Raw genomic sequence first — 23,329 nt, forward strand, 5'->3', positions numbered from 1 at the left:
TGCTGCCGGCAGCAGATGAATCATTGAAAAATTTTTACATCAAAGACCGCGAACCGGGGAAGACCTACCGGCTTGCCGTAGAAAAAGGCCGCTTCCGCGGCTTTGCCGACGGAGTGGAGTCGGTCAAACAGGCGATCTACCTGATTTTAAATACAGAGCGTTACGAATACCTGATCTACAGCTGGAACTACGGGCTGGAGCTTTCCGATCTTTATGGAAGACCCACGCACTACGTGATCCCGGAGCTGGAAACGCGCATTCGGGAGGCGCTGGATCAGGATGACCGCATTACAGGCGTGGACGATTTTTCATTCGCCACGAACAAGAAGAAAATATACGTCACTTTTACGGTGCATACCATCTACGGTGATGTCAAGGCGGAAAGGACGGTCACATTATAATGTACGAACATCTGACCTATGAATTTATTTTAAAACGCATGCTCAGCCGTGCGCCGGCTGACGTGGACAAACGGGAGGGATCCATCATCTACGACGCGCTGGCTCCTGCGGCGGCGGAGCTGGCCCGGGCGTTTTCAGAGCTGGACGCTCTCCTTGACGAGACTTTTGCCGACACGGCGGGCAGAGAAAATCTGATCCGCCGGGCGGCGGAGCGGGGCGTCCGGCCGGATGAGGCCACATGCGCCGTCTGGAAGGGGGAGTTCAATATGGATATCCCTCAAGGCAGCCGCTTTTCACTGGATGATCTGAACTTCATCGCTGAAAGCAGGATGGATCAGGGCGTTTGCCGGATGCGCTGCGAGACGGCGGGCAGGATCGGAAATACGCTCTCCGGATCCATGATACCCGTGGACTATATCGACGGGCTGACAAGGGCAGAGTTGACAGAACTGCTCATTCCCGGCGAGGATGAGGAGTCGACGGAAAGCCTGCGGCAGCGGTACTTTGACAGCCTGGACTCCCAGGCATTCGGCGGCAACCGGGCGGATTACAGGGCGAAGATAAACGACCTTCCCGGCGTGGGCGGCGTTAAGCTGTACCGGGCGTGGAACGGGGGCGGCACCGTAAGAGCGGTCATCATCAACTCCGAGTTTACCGGACCCAGTCCGGAGCTGACGGCCCAGGTGCAGGAGGCCATCGACCCCCAGGAGGACCAGGGGGACGGCCTGGGACTGGCGCCCATGTTTCACTGCGTTACAGTAGAAGGCGTGGGAGAAACGGAAATATCCGTAGCGGCAGCCGTCACCTATCAGGAAGGCTGGAGCTGGGAGGACGTTCGGGAGTACGCGGAAAAAGCTGTAGACAGCTACTTTGCCGAACTGGCCGCCTCGTGGCAGGACAGCGCGGCGCTGGTAGTGCGCATCAGCCAGATCGAGACCAGGCTTCTGAATATCCCCGGGGTGCTGGATATCACCGGAACAACGATCAATGGAGCGGAGGAAAATCTGGTGCTGGATCCGGACTGCATTCCGAAACGGGGTGGGCTGCTTGGATAGAATCATTCGATTGACCGACTACCTTCCGCCGGTGCTGCGTCAGGTCTACGAACTGCGGGCTATAGGGGAGGCCGAAGATCCGGAACTGAGAGAATTTCAGAGGGAGGCGGAAAACGTCAGGGCGGATCAGTTCGTCCTGCAGGCCACGGAAAACGGCGTGGCCCGGTGGGAACACATACTGGGCATCGCCCCTAAGGGGACCGACACGCTGGACTCCCGAAAATTTCGTATTCTGACCCGGCTCAACGAGCAGCTGCCCTATACGATCCGCATGCTCAGAAGGCAGCTTGCCTCCCTCTGCGGCCCGGACGGCTACTCCGTCCACGTGGATCTGGAGAACTTTCAGCTGACTGTAAAGATCAATCTGATCGCCAAATCCAACTACGCGGACGTGGCCGAGCTTCTGGAACGGGTCGTACCGCTGAATATTCTCATCGACTTGTCGCTGCTCTACAACCAGCATTCCACGCTGGCCGCCTCTACCCACGGGCAGCTTGCATCGTTCACACACAGCCAACTGAGAAACGAGGTGCTTTCATAATGGCAGAACAGACAACAAACTTCGGGCTTCATAAGCCCGGGACAGAAGACTTCTACGACGTCGGCGTCTTCAATGAGAACGCCGACCTGATCGACGGGATCCTGAAGGAGCAGGAAACAGCGCTGGAGGGAAAAGCCGTCGACGATTTCACACATATCCCCCTGGCCCTGTGCGAGACAGCCGGAGACGCTGCAGAAAAGGAAATAACAATTCCCGGCTACACAGATGAGAAATATCCGATCATCGCGGTAAAGTTTGCAAACAGCAATACAGATCCGGCGATGAAACTATCCGTCAACGGCGGCGATGCGCTTCCTGTAAGCACCGGAAACGAGATATCTCAGTGGGTCGGTCCTGAAACATACCCCATGTCGAAAGGCGCTGTGGTACTGTTGTCAAAGCGTGGAAACGGCAGGGCGTGGAGCATTGTCGGAACACACAACGCCGCGACCGATCATAACTACGGCGTTGTAAAGCTGATCAATTCCCCGGATAAACCCGGCTACATCACAAACCGTGACGTGACTACGCCCTCCTTTGTGAATACCCTGTTCAACCGGACTTTGAGCAATTACCAGGATGCGGCCACGTACCCGGTAAACGCTCTCGTCATGCAGGACGGGGCTATTTACAAAAGCCTGCAGGACGACAATATCGGCCATGCGGTCGCTGAGTCGGAGTGGTGGACACAAGGCAGCACTGACACTGCATCTTATACCGCAACAATAGGCACGACATGGATCGGAGCAGCAGCCCCTTACACCCAGACGCTAACCGTGACCGGTCTGCGCACGTCTGACAAACAGGTCCATCTTACGCCGGACTACTCTACGACGCTTGCCACAGCGCAGGCCCAACAGGAAGCCTGGAATTTGATAAGCAAGGCGGATGTAACCGCCGATAATCAGATAACCTTTACATGCTTTAGTGATGCGCCTGAGACGGAGATTCCAATTAAAATTGAGGTGATACGATGAGCGTATTTTTATGCGGGAGATCTGGAAAAACACTGCCGAAGTTAGTAAACCCCGCAGGACCGTCTGATATTCGCGCCGGGCGTGAAGCGATTGGTGAGGACGGTAAAATTATTTCGGGCACTGCGGAAATATCGTATCATGCAAAAGGCACGAAGCAAACGGGCAGTAATGATAACTTCGGGATTGTCATGATTCCGCTGGATGTAATACCGGTGCCGATAAAAACGGTGCGAGTACAGGTCAGCGGTCCCGGGCTTACCTCAACGTATACGGCGGTAATGGAAGCTACAAGTTCAGACGGCTTGAACTTTCGGCGCTCACAATATGGCGTTGGTGGAAACTGCGTGACGTTTGACTCAATATCCGTACAGAACGGTTACATCTACATCAGCGTGACGGGTGTCAATGTAGATTTGTCACGCAATCTTGTTTATGCTCAGTGGTGCGTTTTTTCTGATTAAAGGAGGGATATCAAATGAATAATAAATTACACAAATTTCCATCGGGGGGGGGGGGGTAATTTCTCACCCTTATAAAGAGAACTTGAACACTCCCGAAAGGGGGTGCGCTTAATGGCCGCTGTATTTTTGCATCAGCAGAGCGGAAAATCGCTTCCCAAACTCACGGATCCTGCGGCAGAAGTGGATATCCTTTCCCCAAAAATGGAAAAATTCTGACCGGAACGGGGTATTCCGCGGTCGCATTAACACAAGCTGAATATAATGCGCTCCCGCTCAAAAATCCGAATACCTACTACTTGATCTTTTAGGCGGTGACGGTATGACAAATTTTTACAAGGGAGAAGAGACAGCAAAGGCAAGCCGCGTATACAGGGGAACAGATCAATTGTACCCGGATATAAGATTGTGGAAACGTTATGAAGCAATCGCATCTTACGGATATGTTGAACGGTATGACGGAAATGATTCGCTGTATGGAGACAATGGCCATAAAATAAACGGGAATGGAACTATTTACGACATTTATACGATCAATCAGGCCACAGGGACCTATCAGGGAAACGTCAGGTATAATGGCGTAACGTTCGGGAGCTATTTTGAGAAGCAGAGCCAGTTTAATGGACTGTACATTTTTTCGAGCAACCAGCATATGCGGCTGTCCGGAATACAAGAGATCTCCGGACAATATCGCTTTGAAATAAGTGTGAGTAAATACAGCACATACAGAAACGCTCTGGTGTCTGGCGACATGGAGCTTATGACACTTGACAAGCTGGCCACGTTGCTGTAGGCGTTATGGCGGCCTTTGGGCCGCCAATTTTTTAAGGAGGGAGGTACTATGATCAAAGTAATCGAAATGCTTGCGCCGGCGGGGCACAAGTGCCGGTCAGGGCGGAAGCTGACCGGCTTTCGCGGCGTGACGATCCACAACACAGGAAACGCCGGCAGGGGAGCAGACGCTCTTGCACACGCGCGATATCTGCAGGGAGGGGGCAAGGATACCGCCGCTAGCTGGCATTATTGCGTGGACGAACACAGAGCCACGAGATCCATACCGGAGTCGGAGGCGGCCTGGCACGCGGGGGACGGCGGCGAGCCGGGAAATATGCAGACTGTGGCCATCGAGATCTGCATGAACGCAGATGGGGATCTGCGGAAGGCCACGGAAAACGCCGCGGTGCTGGCGGCGGATATTCTGGCCCGTCACGGGATCAGAAACGCGGAAGGACACCTGTATCAGCATCACGACTGGAGCGGGAAAGATTGTCCGCAGATGATCCGGGCCGGGCGGCCCTGCAATTGGCCGGCGTTCTGCGGAAAGGTCCAGGGATATCTGGACGGGAAGGAGAAGGATATGACAGAGGCGGAAGCAGAGAAGATCATACAGGAGGCGTGCGGCTTTGAGGATCAGACGATCCAGTTCCTGAAAGCCTATCGCTATCACGAAGCGCTGCTGACAAAGCTGGCGGCGGCCATTCAGAAAGGCGGAGCGTTATGAGCGGCGATGTGGTCGCGCTGATCCTCAGCTCTCAGGCTTTTGTTTTTCTGATACAGTTCTTCGTCAGCCGTCATTTTGCGAAGAAGGATAAGAACGAGTCCATCATGCGGACGGTGTCGGTGCTGACCTACAACGCGTTGTCGGAAAAGCTGGAGAGACTGCTGACAAAGGGTTTCGCCACGCCGGAGGAACGCAGGGACGTAAAGATCCTGTACGACGAGTACAAGGCGAATGGGTGGAACGGCGATATGGACAGCCGTCTGGAACGGGTCTACGATCTGCCTACGGCGGATCTGAAAAAATCGGGGGATTAAGTGCGGATCGTGCCAGACGGCTGGAAACGGCGCCGCCAGCTTCTACAGACGGGTGTCTTTCACAGGCGGTCAGGCGTCTGCGGCGGTTCGGGCGAGTAAAAGGAACGGCAGGAGGACGAGAGGGGAAGGAGATAGGATGCGTGAAGAGATATTAAATAATCTGGAAACAACGGCGGCCGCGGCCGCATTTTTTATAGGGTTTTGGCTGGTAAACACGATTTTTGGGATCTGGAGGAACGTAGGATTGCGGCGGGAAGGGTTCGACCCTGCGAAGGTCAGGCGGGGCGTTGGGCAGGCGGGGGTATTGACGTGCGGCCTGAGCCTTTTCTCCGCGCTGATCACCACTTATCCATATTTTTTGGCGCGCTGCGGCGTGGCCGTTCCCGATGAGTACGCGGAATGTTTCTCGTCCGCGGCGATCTTACTGCTCTTCATCTATCCCACGCTGGTCTATATGAAGGATGCGTATGCCAAGCTGAAGGAGATCCTGAGCGTGAGAAAGGAAGAAAAGTCTTCCTTGGGGGATGGCAAGCAGGAAAGGGCATGATAAAATGCAGCGCCGCCGGAACTGAGCCGGTGGCGCTGCATGGGATCTGCCGGAGGACCGGACGGCCCCGGCAGGCGTATTTTCAAATCTCGTTTACTCGAAGATGCGCGCGGCTTCGGCCATGTTCTGACGTATGGCGACGCCGAAGGGACAGCGGGCTTCACAGTTGCCGCACTCAATGCACTCGCCGCCTTTGTGAGTAAGGGAGGCGTAGTGGGAACGGATGGAAGGGGGAATGTTTTCCTGATCCAGCCGGGCGATGTCCAGGTATTTGTTTACGGCTGCAATGTCGATGCCCGAAGGGCAGGGCTGACAATGGCTGCAATAAACGCAGTTTCCGCGGAAGTCGTTTCTGAGCGTGCTCAGAACCTGAGAATAATCCCGTTCTTCGTCGGTGGCGTCGAGATAGCGCACAGCGTCCCGGACCTCCGCGCCGGTTCTGCAGCCAAGCATGACGCTGGCCACTGCAGGCCGGGTGAGGGCGTAATGGATGCACTGGGTCACAGTCATGGGCTGTGCAAAGGGCGTGTGCTCCGGCGAGATAAGTTTTCCCGCTCCCAGAGTCTTCATAACGGTGATCCCCAATCCCCGCTGCTGGCAGAGCTGGTAGAGGGCGGTGCGCCTGGGATCGATCCCGCGGAAGGCGGTGGGATCCAGCGTGCTGTGAAGCTCATCCAGAACGTTGGTCTCAGCGGGATAGAGGTCGAAGGCCGGATTAACGCTGAACATCATCATCTCCGGCAGACCTGTCTCCACAACGCGGGCGGCGGTGACCGGGTTATGGGAGCTGAAACCGATGTGGCGGATGTCGCCGTTCTCCTTCAGCCGCAGTACATAATCGGCAAAGCCGGTCTCAAAGACGTCTTTATAATCCTGCTGGGAGTCGATGAAGAACATCATGCCGAAGTCGATGTATCCAAACAGGCGCAGCAGATTCTCAAAATACTGTTTTACAGTGGGCAGGTCGCGGCTGATGTCATACTGCTCACGAACGTCGGTGGAACCCACGTGGCCCTGGATCATCACATCTTTGCGCCGGCTGCCCATGGCTTTGGCGATGTTTTCGCGTATCTCCTGTCCGGGCATAAACACGTCGAACATATTGACGCCCTGTTCAAGCGCTGCGGAAATGGCGTCGCTCACTTGTTCATAAGGCGCGCCGTCCAGATTCTCACAGCCCATTCCGATGACGCTGCCCCGGCAGCCCGTCTTTCCTATCTCTCGGTATTCCATTTTAAATGTCCTTTCTGCCCGCGGCAATTCCAGCTGCAGCGTTTCTAGCTGCTGCATTCTTTGCGGGCGGCGCCCAAACCGCCGTGAAACAGTACGGCTGCTTGAGCGGCTTCGGACCCGCGGCGCAGGGGAAGATCGGTTCATCCTTGTGGTAACCGCGCCGGGTCCCGGTCTCATATGATTCTCTATTATAACATTTATGAGCTCAATTGGACCGTTTTTCAGGATATTTTACAGATACTCTTTCTGCTGCCCTCCCGTCTGGATCCGCGTCAAACGCCAGACGCGGCGGAGCGCTGCATTATAGGCGCTGCGCCCCCTCATGACATGTGGGCACGTCATTCAGAAACGGGATCAGATCTTTTTCCGGTATGGGCCGGGCATAGTAATACCCCTGAATATACTGTACGCCTGCCGATTCGATGAGCTTCTGCTCCGCTTCCGTCTCGACCCCCTCCGCGACCACGGTCAGGTCGTTGATCAGAGCCATTTCCACGATGGACTTCAGCAGAGCGTGCTGTTTCTGGTTATCCTGTATTTGCTTTGTGAGAGAGCGGTCGATCTTGATGATGTCCACCGGCAGATTGGACAGATAGTTCAGGCTGCTGTATCCAACGCCGAAATCGTCCAGTGCGATATTGATACCGGCCTTCCGCAGCTGCTTCAGCGTTTCCGCTGTGTGATCGATGGACTGGATCAGAACGCTCTCGGTAATCTCCAGAGTGATCCGTCGGGGATCCACTCCGGCTGTGCGGATCAGATCCAGCAGATGTTCCGCGCTGTTTCCCACCAGCAGCTGCTGTACCGAGAGATTGACGCTGATCCGCTTCAACCCCAGAGAGTCGCCGTGGGTCCGCATAAAGGAACAGGCGGAATTCAATACGTAGTCGCCTAATTCTTCCACCAGACCGTTGCGCTCAGCCAGTGAGATGACCTGCGCCGCTGAATAGTAGCCGCATTTTCCGTCTGGCAGACGGACAAGGGCTTCCGCCACAGAGTAGCGTCCCGTTTCCAGGTGGACCATGGGCTGGTACCACACCTCTAAGGTCTGCTGTTGGATGGCGTCGTTCAGGCAGCGAAGAATGTCGGATTCCGTGCGCAGAAGCTCATCCAGAGTATCGTTGTAAAGGACGACGTTTTGACCGGATTCCTTGGAAAAGCGTATGGCGGACTGCAGATGGTCAAGCAGAGCCCCGGGGGAAGCTCCGTGGGTCGGATATTGGCAGGCCGCCAGGCGGACCTGCAGAGGAAGGGTGGCATTCCCCACTGTGATCGGTTCGATGAACATTTGGTACAGGCGCTGGGCGAAGGAGTCCAGTTTTTCTTCAGACAGCGATATGCCCAGAAACACGTCGCCGTTGATGCGGTACAGGTATGTGCCGAAGGGTCTGGACAGACGTCTGAGCACCTCGTGGAGAATAGCGTCTCCCACGTCTGTGCTGAACAGTTCATTGTACTGACTGAAGGCGCAGATATCGACGCAGAATAGATTGAACCGCCGCTTGGCGTCGTAGGAGATCAGCACGTCGGTATCCAGAAAATATTTGGGGCGATTTCCCACTTTAAACACCGGATCGCGGTAGACCAGCTGTTCGACACGTTTGCGGTAACGGTTGAAGGTCTTGGACAGCTCCGTCATTTCAGCGTCCGTATATTCGTCAAATATGACGCTGTTATTGCCTTCAATGAGCTGATTGCATTTTTCGGTCAGCATCCGCGCCGGGGATTCCTGCGCAACGCGGACGTAATAAGCATGCAGCAGAGCGGCGATCTCTTCTTCAGCCCGGCCATCGGGCTTGCAATGGGCACATTCATAACGGGCCATGAGAAAGCTTTTTTCATTATTGATGCGGACCTTCAGCATGAGTTCCAGAGTCAGGCCCTTTGCAAAATCCGCCTGCTGTCTTTCGTTCATATCCTCGCGGATGGCGATGATAAAGTTTCCGGATCCTAATCGGCCGGCTATATAGGGCATGCGGATATACTCGTTTAATCGGCCGGGAACGCTCTTTAAAAAAGCCGTCTCCTGTGTGGGACCGATCAGACGCGCCGCCTGATCAAAACCCGCCAGTGAAAAGTAGAACAACATGACGGGACCTTTGTACGCGGAAAGCCAGCGATCCAGCTCGTCGGTAAATCCTTTTTGGTTATAGAGACCGGTAGCCATATCTGTCGAGTACTGCAGTTTCCTTTCCCGTTCCCGGAGGAAAAGGCGGCGGGTCAGATGGGCAAGGGCCAGAAGGAGGATCGTCAGCAGCGTGCAGGCCAGCGCTACCCCTGCTTTCTGAGCGGGACTGAACCAGCCGTCCATGGGCTGAATGCTCAGGTTCCATTGGGTGGGCAGATAGAAGGCTGTTTTTTTAGCCTGAGAAAAATCCACGGAACGGTCGGTGCTTGCGATCACCTCTTTGGCGCCGGCCTGGGGCTCCACCCGCCAGAGCTCGTACTCATATCCCTGGGCGGATAGATCTTTTAATCCAAGCTGTTCCAGAACGTAATCCCGATCCATTGCAACGGCTACCTCGCCTAGGTACGCTTCCCCGTCCACCACAGGCTGCAGAAACAGGAACACGTCCTGCTGCGCCGGGTCGAAATCCGGCCTGACCGGTCCTTCCACAATGAGGTCCTTGACCACCTTGGCCAGCGTAAAGGCATAAGAGAAATCCTGCAGATCCCGCCCCGCCAATTCACCGTAACCGGCTTCCGGAAGAGCGCTCACCAGAGTGTCGCCTTCAAACAGGCACACATAACGGACCTCGTCCCGCGCCAGCAGGGGTTCGGCCGCGCGGCTGAACCAATCTGTTTCCGTACCGTCCATAACGAGGGCTATCTGCGCCATGGTGTCCGCTTCGTTCATCGTTCCGTGAAGCTGCAGCGTGATTTTTTCAGTATAATAAAACAGAATGTTTTCAGCCGCGCTCTGGCGTACTTTTACCATTTCGTTGCGCAGCTGCGCCCCGGCGCCTGTGACAAGGGCGAGGATCAGAAATAGTACGCCGGCGGATAAGAGCATCTGCCGTCTGCTGTATTGTTTCATTTTATTCCTCAATTCCGGTGAATGTAATAGTATCCTTTTCCATTTTGCTTTACATAGTACAGGGCTTCATCTGCATCGGAGATCATCTGCTCCAGTTCCGATCCCGGCTGGTATATGGAAACGCCGATGCTGCACTGCACCGGTATGCTCCGGCTGCCGGATTGAACTTCTGTCTGGAGCCGGAGCACCAGCCCCTCCAGCACGGCGTTCAGTTCATCCATATCGTCCAGACCGGTCAGCAGCATCAGGAATTCATCCCCGCCGTACCGGCCTACCACGCCGTCATATTTCTTTTCATACTCCCGCAGGATATACCCGACGCTTTTCAGCGCAATATCTCCCCCGTCATGACCGCAGGTATCGTTAATGTATTTCAGATTATCCATATCCACGAAAAACAGGGCTTTGACCGCATCAGGGTCCGCTTTTGCAAGTTGTGCGGCGGCCTGATTGAAAAACACAGAGCGCGTGACTACGCCGGTCAGGCTGTCGGAAAGACCGTCGCTGGTCAGGCGCAGAACTTCGTTGAAGTCCACGTCGTCAGGACGGCTGTCCTGGTAGATTCTCTTTTCCAATTCACCGATAGACTGCACCAGCGTATCTACGACCACCATCTGCTTTCCTATGTAGCGCCGCAGGATCAACAGCAGCCCAATAGAGGCAAGGACCGTCAGGAAGGCCACCATCAGCATGGAGGGAACAGAACGGTAAAAGACAGTGTTGAAGCCCACCGTGCACAAAATATCCCAATTTGTATTCTCCACGCGCTGATACGCCGTGTAGCAGAGCTCTCCGTTTCTGATGCTCCAGTAAGAGCCGGTATGAGCGGCGAGGAGGGACTCTTCCAATTTATCCACGGTAATGCCGAAAAGTCTGTCGTCCCGCAGGGCGTCCATTACAGAGTCGCCGTAAGACAGCTGGGCGGTGGATGACATGACCTGACCTCTGGAGCCGATCAGCGTTGCGTCGGCGTCGATGATGCCGGCGGAGTTTTCCAGAATTTGAACGACTTCGTCAAAATAAATGGCGCAGAACAGGCAGCCGGTAATGGAACCCTGCTCATCGATCAGCGGGGCCGCCACGGTATAATTCAGGGTCGTGCCGTCCGCGCCGGCCGCGAAGCTGTCCGTCACCTGGGTTTGACCGGTGGAAAACAGCTGCTGCATGTAGTCCCTGCTGGCCAGACTGGCCGGTTCCGCCCCGTCTGTGTACACGATGATATCTGAGTCTACATAACAGATCATCATAAAGCCGAAATAGGGGCTGAGTCGATCCAGCTTTTTTACTTTGTCGATGGGAGGGACGTCCGGGTCGTAATATTCCGGAAGGCTGGCCAGAGATTCAAGGAGATTGATAGCGCCGGTGACACGCTGAGAGATCTGCGACTGACTTCCGGCCAGAGACGCTGCTGCGTCCGACTTCATCCGCCCGACGGAATGGATCGTTCCGCCCAGCATGACAAACAGCAGGACCAACGCGCAGAACACCGCGTTATACCTTATGATCGAAGAAAAAGATATCTCCCACTTACCGCCCTTTTTCTTCTTATTCCCTCTCATATGTATCTCCATGCGCTCCTTTCAGATGGTATCTGGTCACGACCGGCCGCAATTTGAAAAGCGTGCCGCCCCGCCAGGATCATATTAAAACTTGGTACCTATACAGTATATATTTGCTTTATTATAGCATCGCCGCCCGGATAAATCAATGAATTATGCCGGATGTTATTATTTCCAGGGACGTTCTGGAGACCGTAAGATTTCTGTTCATGATCTGAGAGATACGATATAAAACCACTGTTTTAGTTGTAAAAAAAGAAGGCTTGTCGTATAATAATCTGGATGAGGATCCAGGATATTTGCGGCTGCGTCTTCAATTGACGTGAAACAGGAGGAAACGATATGAGTCGCAGAATGAAAAAATTGGCCGCGGGGACATTGTGCGCGGCTATGCTGCTGAGTACGCTTTCAGGCTGTGGACACCAGACGTCTGAAGAAAAAACCGTGATCAAAATACTATATAACAAGAACTTTCAGCAGGTGAAGGAACTGGTGGAATCCACCTATGACGACATCGACCTGCAGATGGAGATATCGCCCTATTCCAGCGAACAGCTCCGACGCCTGGAAAAGGGAGTCGGTCCGGAACTGGTGATCGCTGCCCAGCCAGATTCCAATCTGGTGAAACAATATCTGCTGGACATCAGCGACACAAAGGCAAGTTCCGCTTATGACGGAACGATCATGAACGCTTTGAAGATCGAAGGAAAAACTTATTTGATCCCGTTTCCCGGCGTATACAGCGGATACATAGTGAACGAAACGCTGTTTGAGCGGGCGGGTCTGCCGCTGCCTGCAGCCAACGGGGAACTGGTGGCTGCGCTTTCCGCGCTGAAAGAAAAAGAGCTTGGGGTGGGAGAAGACCATATCAATTTCTCAATAGACAGCGACTATAATACATCGATCGGTATGTTTTATGTAGGTTGTATGGTGCCTGATTTCCTGGGGACTGTGGAGGGCGTACAGTGGCTGGCTGATCTTCGGGACAAGAGATCCACCTTCACCGGTGTGTGGGAGGAGAGTTTCGCGCTGACCGACGCGCTGGTCTCCGCCGGCCTGATGGACCCAGCCGCCATTGCGCATCAACGGAATTCTATTCTCTGCCAAAAGAGATTGGGCGGCGGAACCCTTGCCGCCGCATTTGGAGACTCCGTGTTGTACTATGAGTGTGTTGCAGAAAATCAGAAGGCGGTCCAGGCGGGCGCCGCAGAGCCGTATTCTTACCGAATGCTTCCCCTCCTCAGTGAGGAAGGGCGGGAACCCTGGTTCCTGTTTGCGCCTTCGGCGCTCATAGGGATCAACCGGGCTGTCAGTGAAGAAAAGCAGGACGCCTGCAAGCGCATATTGGAACTGCTCTCCACGCCAGAGGGCCAGAGAGCTTTGATCCAGGACCTGGGGGCCGGCGCCTCCTGCCTTCTCGATTATCAGCAGGATGAAAAGTGGATCCCAAAGGGCGTAGAGGAATACGTGGAATCCGGCTATATCTACAATGTGATGCTTCCCAGCAAAACAGTGGAACAGCTGGGGGGCTGGGTCAGAAATGTGATGGCTGGAAAAAACACGGTGAAAGAAGCGATGGAAGCGATGGACAGATCCTATTACGAGGGTACGTACGATTCGGAATATGATTTCACCGTCATTGGATCCATGGGCCGGGACCTGCTGACAGAGAATTTCAATACGCGGCGTGAGGAGACCGAGATCGGAAATTTCATCGCGGACTGCGTTGCAGAGGCTTCCGGCGCGCCCATTGCGGTGGTCAACGGCGGAGGGATCCGCGCCAGCTTTTATCAGGGAGTGGTCTATAGCGGAGACCTGGCCGTAGTATGCCCTTTTGACAACAAGATCATCGTGTTGAAAATGGATGGACAGACAGTGTGGGATATGCTGGAGAACGGGGTGAGCGCCTGCACCGACGAATTCCCCGGCGGACGGTTTTTGCAGGTCTCGGGGCTGAGCTATACCTTTGACAGCAGGAAGCCGGCTGGGAGCAGGCTGATGAGCGTGACATTGCCGGACGGAACGGATCTGGACCCGGAGGCCGCCTATCGGGTCGCCGTGACCGACTACATGGCTGGAGCCAGCAGCTATGCAGAGGGCAACGGGGACGGATATACGATGCTCAATTGCTATGACGATGAAACTCCCAAGGGGAATGTGAAGCTGGTGAGAGAGACCGGCCTGCTTTACCGGGACGCTCTGGACCTCTATTTTGAACGGCATAGAGATGCTGTGGTGGATGTGGAGCTGGAAGGAAGGATCTGCGATCTGGCTCAGGACAAATAGACATGCCTGCCGCGCGGAAAGGATGGTATATCGTTGGATACCTGCAATAAAAAAACGAAGGATCGAAAAACACTTATTTTTGGCTGCGGCCTGCTGCTGATGGTCGCTATCCTCTGTGTGTTTGCAGTCAGCGTGTATCAAAGTGAGTCGGAACGGACAGTGACGAACATCAGCGAGGTGTACCTGCAGGAAATGGCGGCGCAGATCAGCAGTCATTTCAAAAGCAATCTGGATAATCAATTCTCTCAAATGCGCACCATCGTCAGTTCCATCACGGCAGAGGACCTGAAAAACGAAGATCGGCTGAGGCGTTTCCTTGCCAAGGCCCAGGCGGATAACGGGCTGGCCCACATTGCGGTGATCAGCAATAGGGGGATCGCTTATTCCCCTTACGGCACCGTTCCTGCCATGTCAAAGATCTCAGGCCTGGATAAGCTGCTGGCCGGCGTCGACGAATTGATCTCTGTCAACGAGACCATCTGGGAAAGAGATACGATCCTGTTGGGAACGTCCATGGCTCCCGCACAATTTGGAGACGATCGGCTGGTCGCCGTCATAGTGGGGATCCACACTTCTGATATCGGGGCAAAACTGGGACTGGACAGCGAGAAAGAAACAAATTCTTCTACGAATATCGTGACCCGAAACGGCGACTTCGTAATTAAAAGCGCCTTTTCAGAGGATGTGTTAAACGGCTCGAATCTGTTTACGATCTATGAACAGAAAGCGAGCTTTGACCAGGGCTATGATCTGGGGTCCCTTCACACCGCCATCGAAGCGGGGGAAAGTGGAATGACGCTGCTGACCGTGGGCACACATCATCAGTATCTCTATTATGTTCCGATCGAAGGAACAGACTGGTATCTGATCACCAGTATGGCATATGAAACGGTGAACGATCAGATTTTATATCTGAGCCGGTTTATGGTCGTTTTAGGCGTGGGGATCTTTTTGATCATTCTGATCACAGTGCTGACGTTCTTTTTGCTGTTAAGGCGCAGTGAAAAGCGCGCCAGCAAGCTGCTGCTGATGGAGAAGGAACGGGCGGAAACGGCAAATCGGGCGAAAAGTGACTTTCTGTCTCAAATGTCTCACGAGATCCGCACGCCGCTCAACGGCATCATGGGCATGGTGGAGATCGGAAAAGGGCATATAGGAGAGGCGGACAGGATACGCAATTGTCTGGATAAAATTACGCTGTCATCCACACATCTGCTCTCCATCATAAACGACATATTGGATATGTCCAAAATTGAGAGCGGCAAGATCGAGCTGCATCCGGAACGCTTCGATCTGGGTCTCCTCCTGCGGTCGCTGACCACCGTGTTCTATATGCAGTCCAAAAGCAAGCAGATCGACTATCAGATCTTCCTTCAGGGGAAGATAGAGGAGTACCTGATCGGCGATGCGCTGCGCCTGAATCAGATATTGACAAATTTGCTTTCCAACGCCGTGAAGTTCACGCCCCGGCAGGGGCAGATCAGCCTGAGCGTTGAAACGATACGGCGGGAAGAGGAGGCGGTCTGGCTCAGCTTCGAGGTCCGGGACACCGGCCGGGGAATTGCTCCGGAGAATATCGACCGGATTTTTGAAGCGTTTACCCAGGAAACCAGCGGGATCGCCCGCCAGTACGGGGGTACCGGACTTGGGCTGCCTATTACCAGGAGCTTCGTGACGATGATGGGCGGAAGCATAACCGTGACGAGCCAGGTCGGGGTGGGAAGCATATTCCGGGTCGAGCTGCCTTTTGGCAGGGCGCAGGACGAGCGTGCGGACGATAAAACGTGCGGGAATGGTCAGAGGGCACTGATCGTGAGCCGGGATGAGGGTTCAGAACCATACTTCGCCGGGCTGCTGACGCAGGAGGGTTTCGCCGTTTCCTTCGCAGAGACCGCAGAACGCGCACTGGACCTGCTGCAGACGGCGGCAGAAGACGGAACGCCCTTTGAAATGTGCTTTGTACAGTGGAATTTTTGCAGTGATATAAAACGCATGGTTGAAGACCTCAGAAAAGGATCCGAAAACAGGGAGCTGAAAATCATTGTCACGGGATACGATCAGGACGAGCTGGACGAGACGGCGGCATTATGCGGCGCCAAGGCCACTCTTTGCCGTCCGGTGTTTCACACCGATATCGTGCATTTAATGCAGAGGATAAAGGATGGAAAGCGGGTCAGGCCGGAAGCCCAGATCTCCACAGTGCTCAATGGGACGCGGGTACTGCTGGTAGAAGATAACGAGATCAATCTGGATATTGCGTTCAGTCTGCTGGAAGACGCGGGAGCGCTGGTGGACGCAGCCAGGGACGGCCAGGAAGCAGTGGCGAAGTTTTCCGCATCTGCAGAAGGATTTTACGACCTGGTTTTAATGGACGTACAGATGCCGGTCATGGACGGTTACAGGGCGACGCAGGCTATTCGCGCTCTTCCCCGCTCTGATGCTGGAAATGTAGTCATTATTGCCATGACTGCCAATTCATTCCGCGAAGATATAAAAAAATGTCTGGAAAGCGGTATGAATGCGCATATTGCGAAGCCTTTTGTCATGAATGACGTGTATGATACATATAAAGAGGCATTGTCGAAACAGGCGGCCAAAGGATAGAAAGAGCGTGACAAAAGGAGGAGGTCGTTTTGGGCTACGATATCATGATGTATGAGAGAGTTTTTCAAATTCTCAAGAATAAAATTGAATGCGGGCTGCTGCCGGAGGGTTCCAGCCTTCCTTCCCGTATCAAGCTGTGCCAGGAATTTGGAACTTCGGAAAAGACGATCCGGCATGCATTAAAATTGCTGGAGGAAGCTGGCTTTATTGAAACGCGTCAGGGAAAGCGCCCGGTGGTAAGCCCCGGCCGCAATGCGGTCCATCGGACGACCGTGCTTGCGCTGGAGAAAATAGACGCCGAGATCACGGACGACGTACTTAAAACGGGAGTTCTATTGTGTTATCCCATCATTAAAAACGGGATCTCTCTTTGCAGGAAAAAGGACCTGCTGATCCCAAAGAAAATTTTAGACAATATGGATATCAGTAATGCCGGCGAGTTCTGGAGATTGTCCAAACAGTTCTGGAGATTCTTTGTGGCAAGGAATGAGAACGATCTGAGTCTGCGGGCGGTGGACAGCCTGGGACTGAAAGATTTAAAACCGCTGAAGGACGACGTAGAGAGCCGAGGGAGATATTTCGCGCAGCTTCAGGGATTTATGAAGATCATTGAAAGCGGCGGCGCCCCGGAAAGCGCAGCCTTTGACGATATGTCCGGGCTATATGGATTTACATATGGAAACAGTCCCGCGTTCCATGTCCCCGCCGATTCGGCGGTGATTCTTGGAAGAAAACAGCTGGAGAAACTTTTAACGGGCGCCGAAGTCAGATATGCGTCGGTGTATATGGATCTGCTGGGCCTGATTGCAGTAGGTCGGTATCAACGGGGAGACAAACTGCCTGCGCACAAGGAACTGCAGGAGATATACGGCGTCTGTGTGGATACGACGATAAAAGCGATCCAGATAATGCAGGAATGGGGAGTTGTCAAAACAGTCCGCGGCAACGGCATTTTTGTAGAGGTGGACCTGAAGGAATTGAAGAAGATCGAGATCCCCGCCCATTTGATCGCCAATCAAGTGCGCCGGTATCTGGACAGTCTGGAATTGCTGGCCTTAACGATAGAGGGAACAGCCGCCTGCGCAGCGCCGCATATTGGGCAGGAAGAGATCCGGGCGGTAAAAAATAAGATCGATCGCCTCTGGAATGAAGAGTATCTGTATGGGCGTACGCCCGCCCTGCTTCTGGATGTCATAATCGAGCATATGGGGATGGACGCGTTACATGCCATTTACACGCTGCTGAAAAGAAATTTACGGATCGGCCGCAGTATTCCAGCCCTGCTTGATACGAAGAAAACGGCGGTCAACTGCCACATCCATGAACAGGGAGTGAGAGCCATAGAGCTGCTTTCCGCAGGCAACTACGAGGCCTTTTCTGAAAAGACCGCCCGGTTATTCGAGAGTATCTACAGCTCGGTGGTCAAGGAATGCAAGCGGCTGGGTTACTATGAGGCTGCGATGGCGACCTACGACGGAAGCGCACTGTGGAAATAGAGCCTGCATGTTCATAAGATATGAGAGTCAGAGATGCAGAGGAACCCCGGATGAAAGGCGGCCATATACTGTATAGGGGAGATCTTCTCCCTATGATCCCTCTGTCCTGTCTTCGCTCGCCTCACAAATAAGAGGATAGGGGGAAGAAATCAGGTGTGTATATATGGATAAACAATATTTGAGCGCATGCTCATCTCTCATATCGGGGACCTGTCCAACGGGTCCCGCCGGCCCTGCGGGACCAACGGGGCCCACCGGTCCAGCGGGTGCTACAGGCCCCACCGGAGCCAACGGGATCACCGGTCCGACGGGTCCAAGGGGAGCGACAGGGGCCAACGGAGCCACGGGCTCCACAGGACCCATGGGAAATACCGGTCCCACAGGGGCCAATGGAATCACAGGGCCTACCGGAGCCGCCGGCCCGACGGGGGCCAACGGGATCACCGGTCCCACCGGCCCAAGGGGCGCTACAGGTGAAAACGGCGTTACCGGCGCTACCGGACCCATGGGAAATACGGGCCCGACGGGAGCCGATGGGATCACCGGTCCCACTGGAGGTCTTGGCCCGACAGGGGCCAACGGGTCCACCGGTCCGACGGGTCCCACTGGAGCTACGGGAGCCAACGGAGCAATGGGCGCCACGGGAGCTGCGGGCCCCACCGGCGCCAGGGGTGTGACCGGCGCCAACGGGGCAACAGGAGCAACCGGACCCATGGGAAATACGGGCCCGACGGGGGCCAATGGGGCTACCGGACCCACTGGAGGTCTTGGCCCCACAGGAGCCAACGGAGCTACGGGTCCCACCGGTCCCGCAGGGGCTACGGGGGCCAACGGGATCACTGGAGCGACTGGACCCATGGGAAATACCGGACCCACGGGAGCCAACGGCTTAACGGGTCCCACCGGAGCTGTGGGCCCCACGGGAGCTAACGGGATCACCGGTCCCACCGGCCCGCGGGGAAATACAGGGGCCGCCGGCGCCGCGGGGGCGACCGGAGCTACGGGGGCTACGGGGGCTACGGGGCCTGCCGGTATGGCGCCCGAAGATGTGTTCGCCTTTTTTGCGACCTTTGCCATTCCTTTTAAGGATGCCGCGCTGATCCCCTTTGGGACTTCCGTAGATGATCCCACCGGGCAGATCGTATTGTCCGATCCCACGCATATAACGCTTGCGCCGGGATATTATCTGATCTCCTACCATATTTCAGCCATATTGAGGACCGCCGGTTTTATGCAGGTCACGCCCTTTTATAGCGGCGCGTCGCACATTGAATACGGAATTTACTTTAAAACCGGATCGGATTCAAGCAGCGCCTACGGATCCAATTCGCTGATCATCGAGGTTCCGGCGGAGACACGTTTTTCACTGACATATAACAGTCCGTCGAGCACCAGCGACGGGACCGGAACCATAACGGTCCTGAAACTGAACCGAACGTCCGCAGCGTAAGGATCGAAGTGGAGGTTCTTGGGAAAACACGCCATACCCGGCCGTCTAAGTCGGATATGGCGTGTTTTTACTTTATTGATCCATGCCGCAGGGGGCCGCCTGCTCGATGAGACAGCGTTCATTTTTGACGGTCTCGTAGAACCGGAACCCCCCGGCGAAGTTATAGCAGTCAAAACCGTGGCTGATAAGGATGCGGGCGGCGATATAGCTGCGCAGACCGCTCTGGCAGATGAGGAAAACGGGTCTGCCGGCGGGGACCTCCCCCAGCCGCTCCCGCAGTTCGTCCACCGGGATATTGGAAAAACCGTCCATATGACCGCTGGCGTATTCGGCCGGGGTACGGGTGTCCAGCAGCGTCACGCTGCCGTCCCGGGGCAGGCCTTCTGCGTCCTCCAGATACCACTGCTTCACAAGGCCGTTTTTCAGGTTCTCGATCATGAAGCCAGCCATGTTTACCGGGTCCTTGGCGGAGGAATAGGGGGGCGCGTAAGCCAGGTCCAGATCTTTTAATTCGGTGGCGTTCAGTCCCGCCCTGATTGCGGTGGCCAGCACGTCTATGCGCTTGTCCACGCCCTCGTAGCCCACGATCTGGGCTCCCAGCAGACGGAAGGTCTCCTTCTCGAAGACCACCTTCATGGTCATCAGTCTGCCGCCGGGATAGTAACCTGCGTGGCTCATGGGGGAGAGAATCACCTTGTCGCAGTCGATGCCCGACTTTCTGGCGTTGGTCTCGTTGAGACCGGTGGAGGCGGCAGTCATGTCGAATACTTTGATGACGGAACTGCCCTGGCTGCCCCGGTAACGGCTGTCCCCTCCGCAGATGTTGTCGGCGGCGATCCGGCCCTGCTTGTTGGCGGGACCCGCCAGAGAGATGACCGCCGCTTCACCGGTGACAAAGTGTTTCACCTGTACCGCGTCGCCTACGGCGTAAATGTCGGGAATGGAGGTCTCCATCCGGTCATTCACCACGATGCTGCCCTTGACGCCCAGCTCCAGCCCGGCGTCTTTTGCAAGCGCGCTCTCCGGGGTCACGCCGATGGCAAGCACCACCATGTCGGCGTGGAGGGGAAGGGAATCTTTCAGCAGAACATCAACGCCGCCGTCTTTTTCTGCAAAGCCCTCCACGGTGTGACCGAGAGCCAGCCTGATGCCATGCTTCCGCATTTCGGCGTGGATGAAAGAAGCCATGTCAGGGTCAAAGGGGTTCATAAGCTGCCTGGGCCTCTGAACGATGGTGACCTCCATACCCAGTTCCCGCAGGTTCTCCGCCACCTCCAGGCTGATGAAGCCGCCGCCTGCCAGTACGGCAGACCTGGGGCGGCAGGCGTCCACATAGTTCTTGATGCGGAAAGTGTCCTCCACCGTCCGCAGGGTAAACAGCTTGTCCAGTCCTGCTCCGGGGAGCCTGGGCTGGGTCGGATGGGCTCCGGGAGACAGAATAAGCTTGTCGTAGCCCTCCTCAAACTCCTCCCCGGTGGCCAGTTTTTTCACAGAGACCGTCTTTTTTTCCGGGTGGATGGCGGTGACCTCATGGAGCACCCGCATATCCACCCGAAAGCGGGAGAAGAAGCTCTCCGGGGTCTGCAGGGTCAGTTCCTCAGGATCGTCAATGGCGCCGCTGATATAATAGGGCAGGCCGCAGTTGGCGTACGAAATATATCCGGACCGTTCAAATACCACGATCTCCGCCTGCTCATCCAGTCTGCGGATCCGAGCGGCCGCGGTGGCGCCGCCCGCTACGCCGCCGATGATAACAACTTTCATACTCATGTGCTTACCTCCTCGTCGTTGATGAGTACAGTATACACTTTTTTCTTACAAAAGACTGTGATATGATCACCGTGCGTAAGCGTTCTGAAAAAATAGGAGACGCTCACGGATCACTGCGGGGGAGACAACTCCAAATGAACCCTCATTTCGTGCAGGCAAGCATCCCGCCGCCAGATCAGGCTGTTTGTCTCCTAGGAGGCTCACATCGATCCCGGCAATCCGGTCCGCCTCATCGACGCATTCGTTGACGGGCTGGACCTGAACAAACTGGGCTTCACCCATGCGGTCCCCGCAGACACCGGCCGGCCTATGATCCTGCCGTGCTTCTCAAATTGTACCTGTATGGCTACCTCAACCAGATCCGTTCCAGCCGCAGGCTCATGATCGAATGCAGGCGCATTTCTCGCCGTCAGACAGCATTTGTACGATCTGCAGACGGTTGGAATCTCCCAACGCCCTGCAGATCAACGCAACGTCCATCATTCCCAATTTACCTTGAGAAATTCCAATAACACAGGCGATGGCCAGTCCAAGCAGCATCCCTGCAAACATCCATATCGTAACAAATTGATTCTTATTATTCATAAACGCTCCATTCACAACTTCCGATATAAAAAAATGCAGATCAGCAGTTGATCGAAAACACGAGAGAATCCATTTTTTCTTTTTGCTTTGTATTCAACCTCAAAAAAGAAAAAAACAGAGGACGTAGAAGACAGTTCTATTATCTGCCTTGTCGATTTATGTCGCTTTTTTCTTTTTGAACGCACTTTTGCACTAAACAAGAAAAAATAACTTCCATATATTTCGTAATAAGTATATTTCGATCATTCTTTTTTCGTTTTTGCGTCATTTGGCGTGGCAAAAAGAAAAAATCCAGGAGACGTCCCATCTTTCCGCGTATCAAAACGGTCGCCAGCGTTGATCACCATGCTTCTCAGATCCCCAGGCCCGCATGATGAACAGCAAAAACGGCTTTCACTGCTGTTACAATGTGCAGACGGCAGTGGACGCGAAGACACATCTGGTCGCGGCCTTCGAGGTGACCAACCATGCCAACGACCAGCAGGTGCTTTCCGCCTTCTCCCAGAAGGTCAAGCAGGATCTGAAGACAGAGGTCCTTTCGGTGGTGGCGGACAAGGGGTATGACAGTCAGGAAGAAATACTCGCCTGCATCCAGCAGGGCGTATTGCCCTATGTGGGATTCCGCTACGACCAGTCTGAGCGGCTGTTGGTTCTGCCCTATGAGCCCCAGGCGATCACGGAAGAGCGGCGTCGTTCCACCAGGCCCGAAGACATCCGGGCCTGCCTGCACGCCGGCGTCCTGCCCCAATGCTACGAGGGATCTCACCTGAGCGTGGAGGTCCGAGCAGAGCGGGCCATCGGCTGCTTCCATCGCGGACTGGACAAAACGACGGTGACCTGCCCCATGGGCCAGACGCTGCGAAAGACCTGTGAAAAGCACGGCGGGATCGAATACGCCTGCAGACCGGCCTGCCGACAATGTACGAATCGCTGCACCCCATCGCGCAAGCACAAGGTGGTGCGCTTTGGTCCAGGAACCGAATATGTAGCCGCACGCATGTACGGAGAAGGGAAACCCGTGATCACTCAGCCGCCGGGCTTTATCCCCCACAATTCGTTTTACCGCAAAAACCGGCCAGGTCTGACCGTATTGCTGCGGGTGGCGGACGACATACCCAAACAGAAGCTCCGACTGTGCGTGTCGGAGCATCCCTTCGGCACGGTAAAGTGGTCCCACGGGGCCTACTACTTTCTTTGCAAGGGGATCCAAAAAACCTCGGCGGAAGCGGGGCTTAGTTTTCTTGCGTACAATATGAAGAGAGCCATCAATATGAAGGGGGTTCCGGCCCTTGTGGAGGCAATGAGGGGGATTTAACCCCTCATTTTTCTGTTTTTTTGCCCTTTTTCCTCATTCCAACGTAAAAAAACACTGTAAATCTTGGATTTACAGTGTTTTTTCCTGTCTTTTCGGACAGTCTATGGTCGAGGTGACAGGATTCGAACCTGCGGCCTTTGCGTCCCGAACGCAACGCTCTACCAAGCTGAGCCACACCTCGTCGTTGGAATCAGACACAT

Annotated in this window: 19 protein-coding genes, 1 tRNA gene and 2 pseudogenes; 16 read left to right on the top strand and 6 right to left on the bottom strand. The window is 54.8% G+C overall.

Features of this window, described 5'->3' with window-relative positions; translation table 11 throughout:
* The first annotated feature begins 23 nt into the window (after positions 1–23).
* The 10 genes from E0E37_RS07370 to E0E37_RS07410 all read left to right on the top strand — a co-directional run bounded on the left by E0E37_RS07370 (position 24) and on the right by E0E37_RS07410 (position 5,794).
* Positions 24–401 carry a DUF2634 domain-containing protein gene (locus E0E37_RS07370; protein WP_330548556.1) on the top strand — a complete coding sequence of 126 codons (378 nt, stop codon included), beginning with the start codon at positions 24–26 and terminating at the stop codon, positions 399–401.
* Positions 401–1,456, top strand: coding sequence for a baseplate J/gp47 family protein (locus E0E37_RS07375; RefSeq protein WP_130862404.1), 1,056 nt, complete (start codon positions 401–403; stop codon positions 1,454–1,456). The genes E0E37_RS07370 and E0E37_RS07375 overlap by 1 nt, the downstream gene beginning before the upstream one ends.
* On the top strand, positions 1,449–1,997 hold the full coding sequence (locus tag E0E37_RS07380) for a putative phage tail protein (protein WP_130862405.1): 549 nt from the start codon (positions 1,449–1,451) through the stop codon (positions 1,995–1,997). The genes E0E37_RS07375 and E0E37_RS07380 overlap by 8 nt, the downstream gene beginning before the upstream one ends.
* Positions 1,997–2,974, top strand: a complete 978-nt coding sequence (locus E0E37_RS07385) for a hypothetical protein (RefSeq protein ID WP_130862406.1) — start codon at positions 1,997–1,999, stop codon at positions 2,972–2,974. The genes E0E37_RS07380 and E0E37_RS07385 overlap by 1 nt, the downstream gene beginning before the upstream one ends.
* On the top strand, positions 2,971–3,435 hold the full coding sequence (locus tag E0E37_RS07390; protein ID WP_130862407.1) for a hypothetical protein: 465 nt from the start codon (positions 2,971–2,973) through the stop codon (positions 3,433–3,435). Before E0E37_RS07385 ends, E0E37_RS07390 begins: the two co-directional genes overlap by 4 nt.
* Before the next feature lie 212 nt (positions 3,436–3,647).
* Positions 3,648–3,743, top strand: a complete 96-nt coding sequence (locus E0E37_RS19285; RefSeq protein ID WP_456298048.1) for a phage upper tail fiber protein — start codon at positions 3,648–3,650, stop codon at positions 3,741–3,743.
* 11 nt (positions 3,744–3,754) lie between these two features.
* A complete protein-coding gene (locus E0E37_RS07395; RefSeq protein ID WP_130862408.1) occupies positions 3,755–4,225 on the top strand; it encodes a hypothetical protein in 471 nt (156 codons plus the stop codon).
* 48 nt (positions 4,226–4,273) lie between these two features.
* Positions 4,274–4,933, top strand: coding sequence for a peptidoglycan recognition protein family protein (locus E0E37_RS07400; RefSeq protein WP_130862409.1), 660 nt, complete (start codon positions 4,274–4,276; stop codon positions 4,931–4,933).
* The gene (locus E0E37_RS07405; RefSeq protein ID WP_130862410.1) at positions 4,930–5,247 is read left to right on the top strand and encodes a hypothetical protein; all 318 of its coding nucleotides are present in this window, start codon (positions 4,930–4,932) and stop codon (positions 5,245–5,247) included. Before E0E37_RS07400 ends, E0E37_RS07405 begins: the two co-directional genes overlap by 4 nt.
* Positions 5,248–5,383: 136 nt before the next feature.
* On the top strand, positions 5,384–5,794 hold the full coding sequence (locus tag E0E37_RS07410) for a hypothetical protein (RefSeq protein ID WP_130862411.1): 411 nt from the start codon (positions 5,384–5,386) through the stop codon (positions 5,792–5,794).
* 93 nt (positions 5,795–5,887) lie between these two features.
* Here E0E37_RS07410 and E0E37_RS07415 read toward each other — a convergent pair whose 3' ends face one another.
* The 3 genes from E0E37_RS07415 to E0E37_RS07425 form a co-directional block, all read right to left on the bottom strand.
* Entirely contained in the window at positions 5,888–7,027 is a 1,140-nt protein-coding gene (locus E0E37_RS07415) for an aldo/keto reductase (protein WP_130862412.1), read from the bottom strand.
* Between the two features lie 301 nt (positions 7,028–7,328).
* Positions 7,329–10,064: an EAL domain-containing protein gene (locus tag E0E37_RS07420; protein WP_130862413.1), complete on the bottom strand. Its 2,736-nt coding sequence runs from the start codon at positions 10,062–10,064 to the stop codon at positions 7,329–7,331.
* 8 nt (positions 10,065–10,072) lie between these two features.
* Positions 10,073–11,623: a sensor domain-containing diguanylate cyclase gene (locus tag E0E37_RS07425; RefSeq protein ID WP_130862414.1), complete on the bottom strand. Its 1,551-nt coding sequence runs from the start codon at positions 11,621–11,623 to the stop codon at positions 10,073–10,075.
* Positions 11,624–11,965: 342 nt separating this feature from the next.
* Between E0E37_RS07425 and E0E37_RS07430 the strand changes: the two genes are divergently transcribed.
* The 4 genes and pseudogenes from E0E37_RS07430 to E0E37_RS18865 all read left to right on the top strand — a co-directional run.
* Positions 11,966–13,909 (top strand): extracellular solute-binding protein, encoded by a 1,944-nt coding sequence (locus E0E37_RS07430; RefSeq protein ID WP_130862415.1) that lies wholly within the window; start codon positions 11,966–11,968, stop codon positions 13,907–13,909.
* A 33-nt stretch (positions 13,910–13,942) separates the two neighbouring features.
* Entirely contained in the window at positions 13,943–16,513 is a 2,571-nt protein-coding gene (locus E0E37_RS07435; RefSeq protein ID WP_246019659.1) for a hybrid sensor histidine kinase/response regulator, read from the top strand.
* A gap of 29 nt (positions 16,514–16,542) precedes the next feature.
* Positions 16,543–18,009, top strand: coding sequence for a GntR family transcriptional regulator (locus tag E0E37_RS07440; protein WP_330548557.1), 1,467 nt, complete (start codon positions 16,543–16,545; stop codon positions 18,007–18,009).
* A 163-nt stretch (positions 18,010–18,172) separates the two neighbouring features.
* Positions 18,173–19,042 (top strand): annotated as a pseudogene (locus E0E37_RS18865) (exosporium protein); the annotation flags it as partial.
* A 489-nt stretch (positions 19,043–19,531) separates the two neighbouring features.
* Here E0E37_RS18865 and E0E37_RS07450 read toward each other — a convergent pair.
* A complete protein-coding gene (locus E0E37_RS07450) occupies positions 19,532–21,229 on the bottom strand; it encodes an FAD-dependent oxidoreductase (RefSeq protein WP_330548558.1) in 1,698 nt (565 codons plus the stop codon).
* A 216-nt stretch (positions 21,230–21,445) separates the two neighbouring features.
* Here E0E37_RS07450 and E0E37_RS07455 point away from each other — a divergent pair.
* A pseudogene (locus E0E37_RS07455) lies at positions 21,446–21,627 on the top strand (transposase); the annotation flags it as partial.
* Here the strand turns inward: E0E37_RS07455 and E0E37_RS18870 are convergent.
* On the bottom strand, positions 21,608–21,814 hold the full coding sequence (locus E0E37_RS18870) for a hypothetical protein (protein ID WP_246019660.1): 207 nt from the start codon (positions 21,812–21,814) through the stop codon (positions 21,608–21,610). The pseudogene E0E37_RS07455 and the gene E0E37_RS18870 sit on opposite strands and share 20 nt — an antisense overlap.
* A 370-nt stretch (positions 21,815–22,184) precedes the next feature.
* On the opposite strand from E0E37_RS18870, the gene E0E37_RS07465 reads away from it, so the two are divergent.
* The gene (locus E0E37_RS07465; protein ID WP_130862417.1) at positions 22,185–23,129 is read left to right on the top strand and encodes a transposase; all 945 of its coding nucleotides are present in this window, start codon (positions 22,185–22,187) and stop codon (positions 23,127–23,129) included.
* 104 nt (positions 23,130–23,233) lie between these two features.
* Here E0E37_RS07465 and E0E37_RS07470 read toward each other — a convergent pair.
* A tRNA-Pro gene (locus E0E37_RS07470) sits at positions 23,234–23,310 on the bottom strand.
* Positions 23,311–23,329 lie beyond the last annotated feature (19 nt).

The organism is Bacilliculturomica massiliensis (assembly GCF_900605495.1).
Taxonomy (GTDB): Bacteria; Bacillota; Clostridia; order Peptostreptococcales; family Anaerovoracaceae; genus Bacilliculturomica; species Bacilliculturomica massiliensis.

What these genes read in the sequence shown, in the direction of transcription:
- E0E37_RS07375 (WP_130862404.1), top strand. Translation starts at nt 401, where the DNA reads ATGTACGAACATCTGACCTATGAATTTATTTTAAAACGCATGCTCAGC.
- E0E37_RS07385 (WP_130862406.1), top strand. Translation starts at nt 1,997, where the DNA reads ATGGCAGAACAGACAACAAACTTCGGGCTTCATAAGCCCGGGACAGAA.
- E0E37_RS07390 (WP_130862407.1), top strand. Translation starts at nt 2,971, where the DNA reads ATGAGCGTATTTTTATGCGGGAGATCTGGAAAAACACTGCCGAAGTTA.
- E0E37_RS07395 (WP_130862408.1), top strand. Translation starts at nt 3,755, where the DNA reads ATGACAAATTTTTACAAGGGAGAAGAGACAGCAAAGGCAAGCCGCGTA.
- E0E37_RS07400 (WP_130862409.1), top strand. Translation starts at nt 4,274, where the DNA reads ATGATCAAAGTAATCGAAATGCTTGCGCCGGCGGGGCACAAGTGCCGG.
- E0E37_RS07405 (WP_130862410.1), top strand. Translation starts at nt 4,930, where the DNA reads ATGAGCGGCGATGTGGTCGCGCTGATCCTCAGCTCTCAGGCTTTTGTT.
- E0E37_RS07410 (WP_130862411.1), top strand. Translation starts at nt 5,384, where the DNA reads ATGCGTGAAGAGATATTAAATAATCTGGAAACAACGGCGGCCGCGGCC.
- E0E37_RS07415 (WP_130862412.1), bottom strand. Translation starts at nt 7,027, where the DNA reads ATGGAATACCGAGAGATAGGAAAGACGGGCTGCCGGGGCAGCGTCATC.
- E0E37_RS07420 (WP_130862413.1), bottom strand. Translation starts at nt 10,064, where the DNA reads ATGAAACAATACAGCAGACGGCAGATGCTCTTATCCGCCGGCGTACTA.
- E0E37_RS07425 (WP_130862414.1), bottom strand. Translation starts at nt 11,623, where the DNA reads ATGAGAGGGAATAAGAAGAAAAAGGGCGGTAAGTGGGAGATATCTTTT.
- E0E37_RS07430 (WP_130862415.1), top strand. Translation starts at nt 11,966, where the DNA reads ATGAGTCGCAGAATGAAAAAATTGGCCGCGGGGACATTGTGCGCGGCT.
- E0E37_RS07450 (WP_330548558.1), bottom strand. Translation starts at nt 21,229, where the DNA reads ATGAGTATGAAAGTTGTTATCATCGGCGGCGTAGCGGGCGGCGCCACC.
- E0E37_RS18870 (WP_246019660.1), bottom strand. Translation starts at nt 21,814, where the DNA reads ATGAATAATAAGAATCAATTTGTTACGATATGGATGTTTGCAGGGATG.
- E0E37_RS07465 (WP_130862417.1), top strand. Translation starts at nt 22,185, where the DNA reads ATGATGAACAGCAAAAACGGCTTTCACTGCTGTTACAATGTGCAGACG.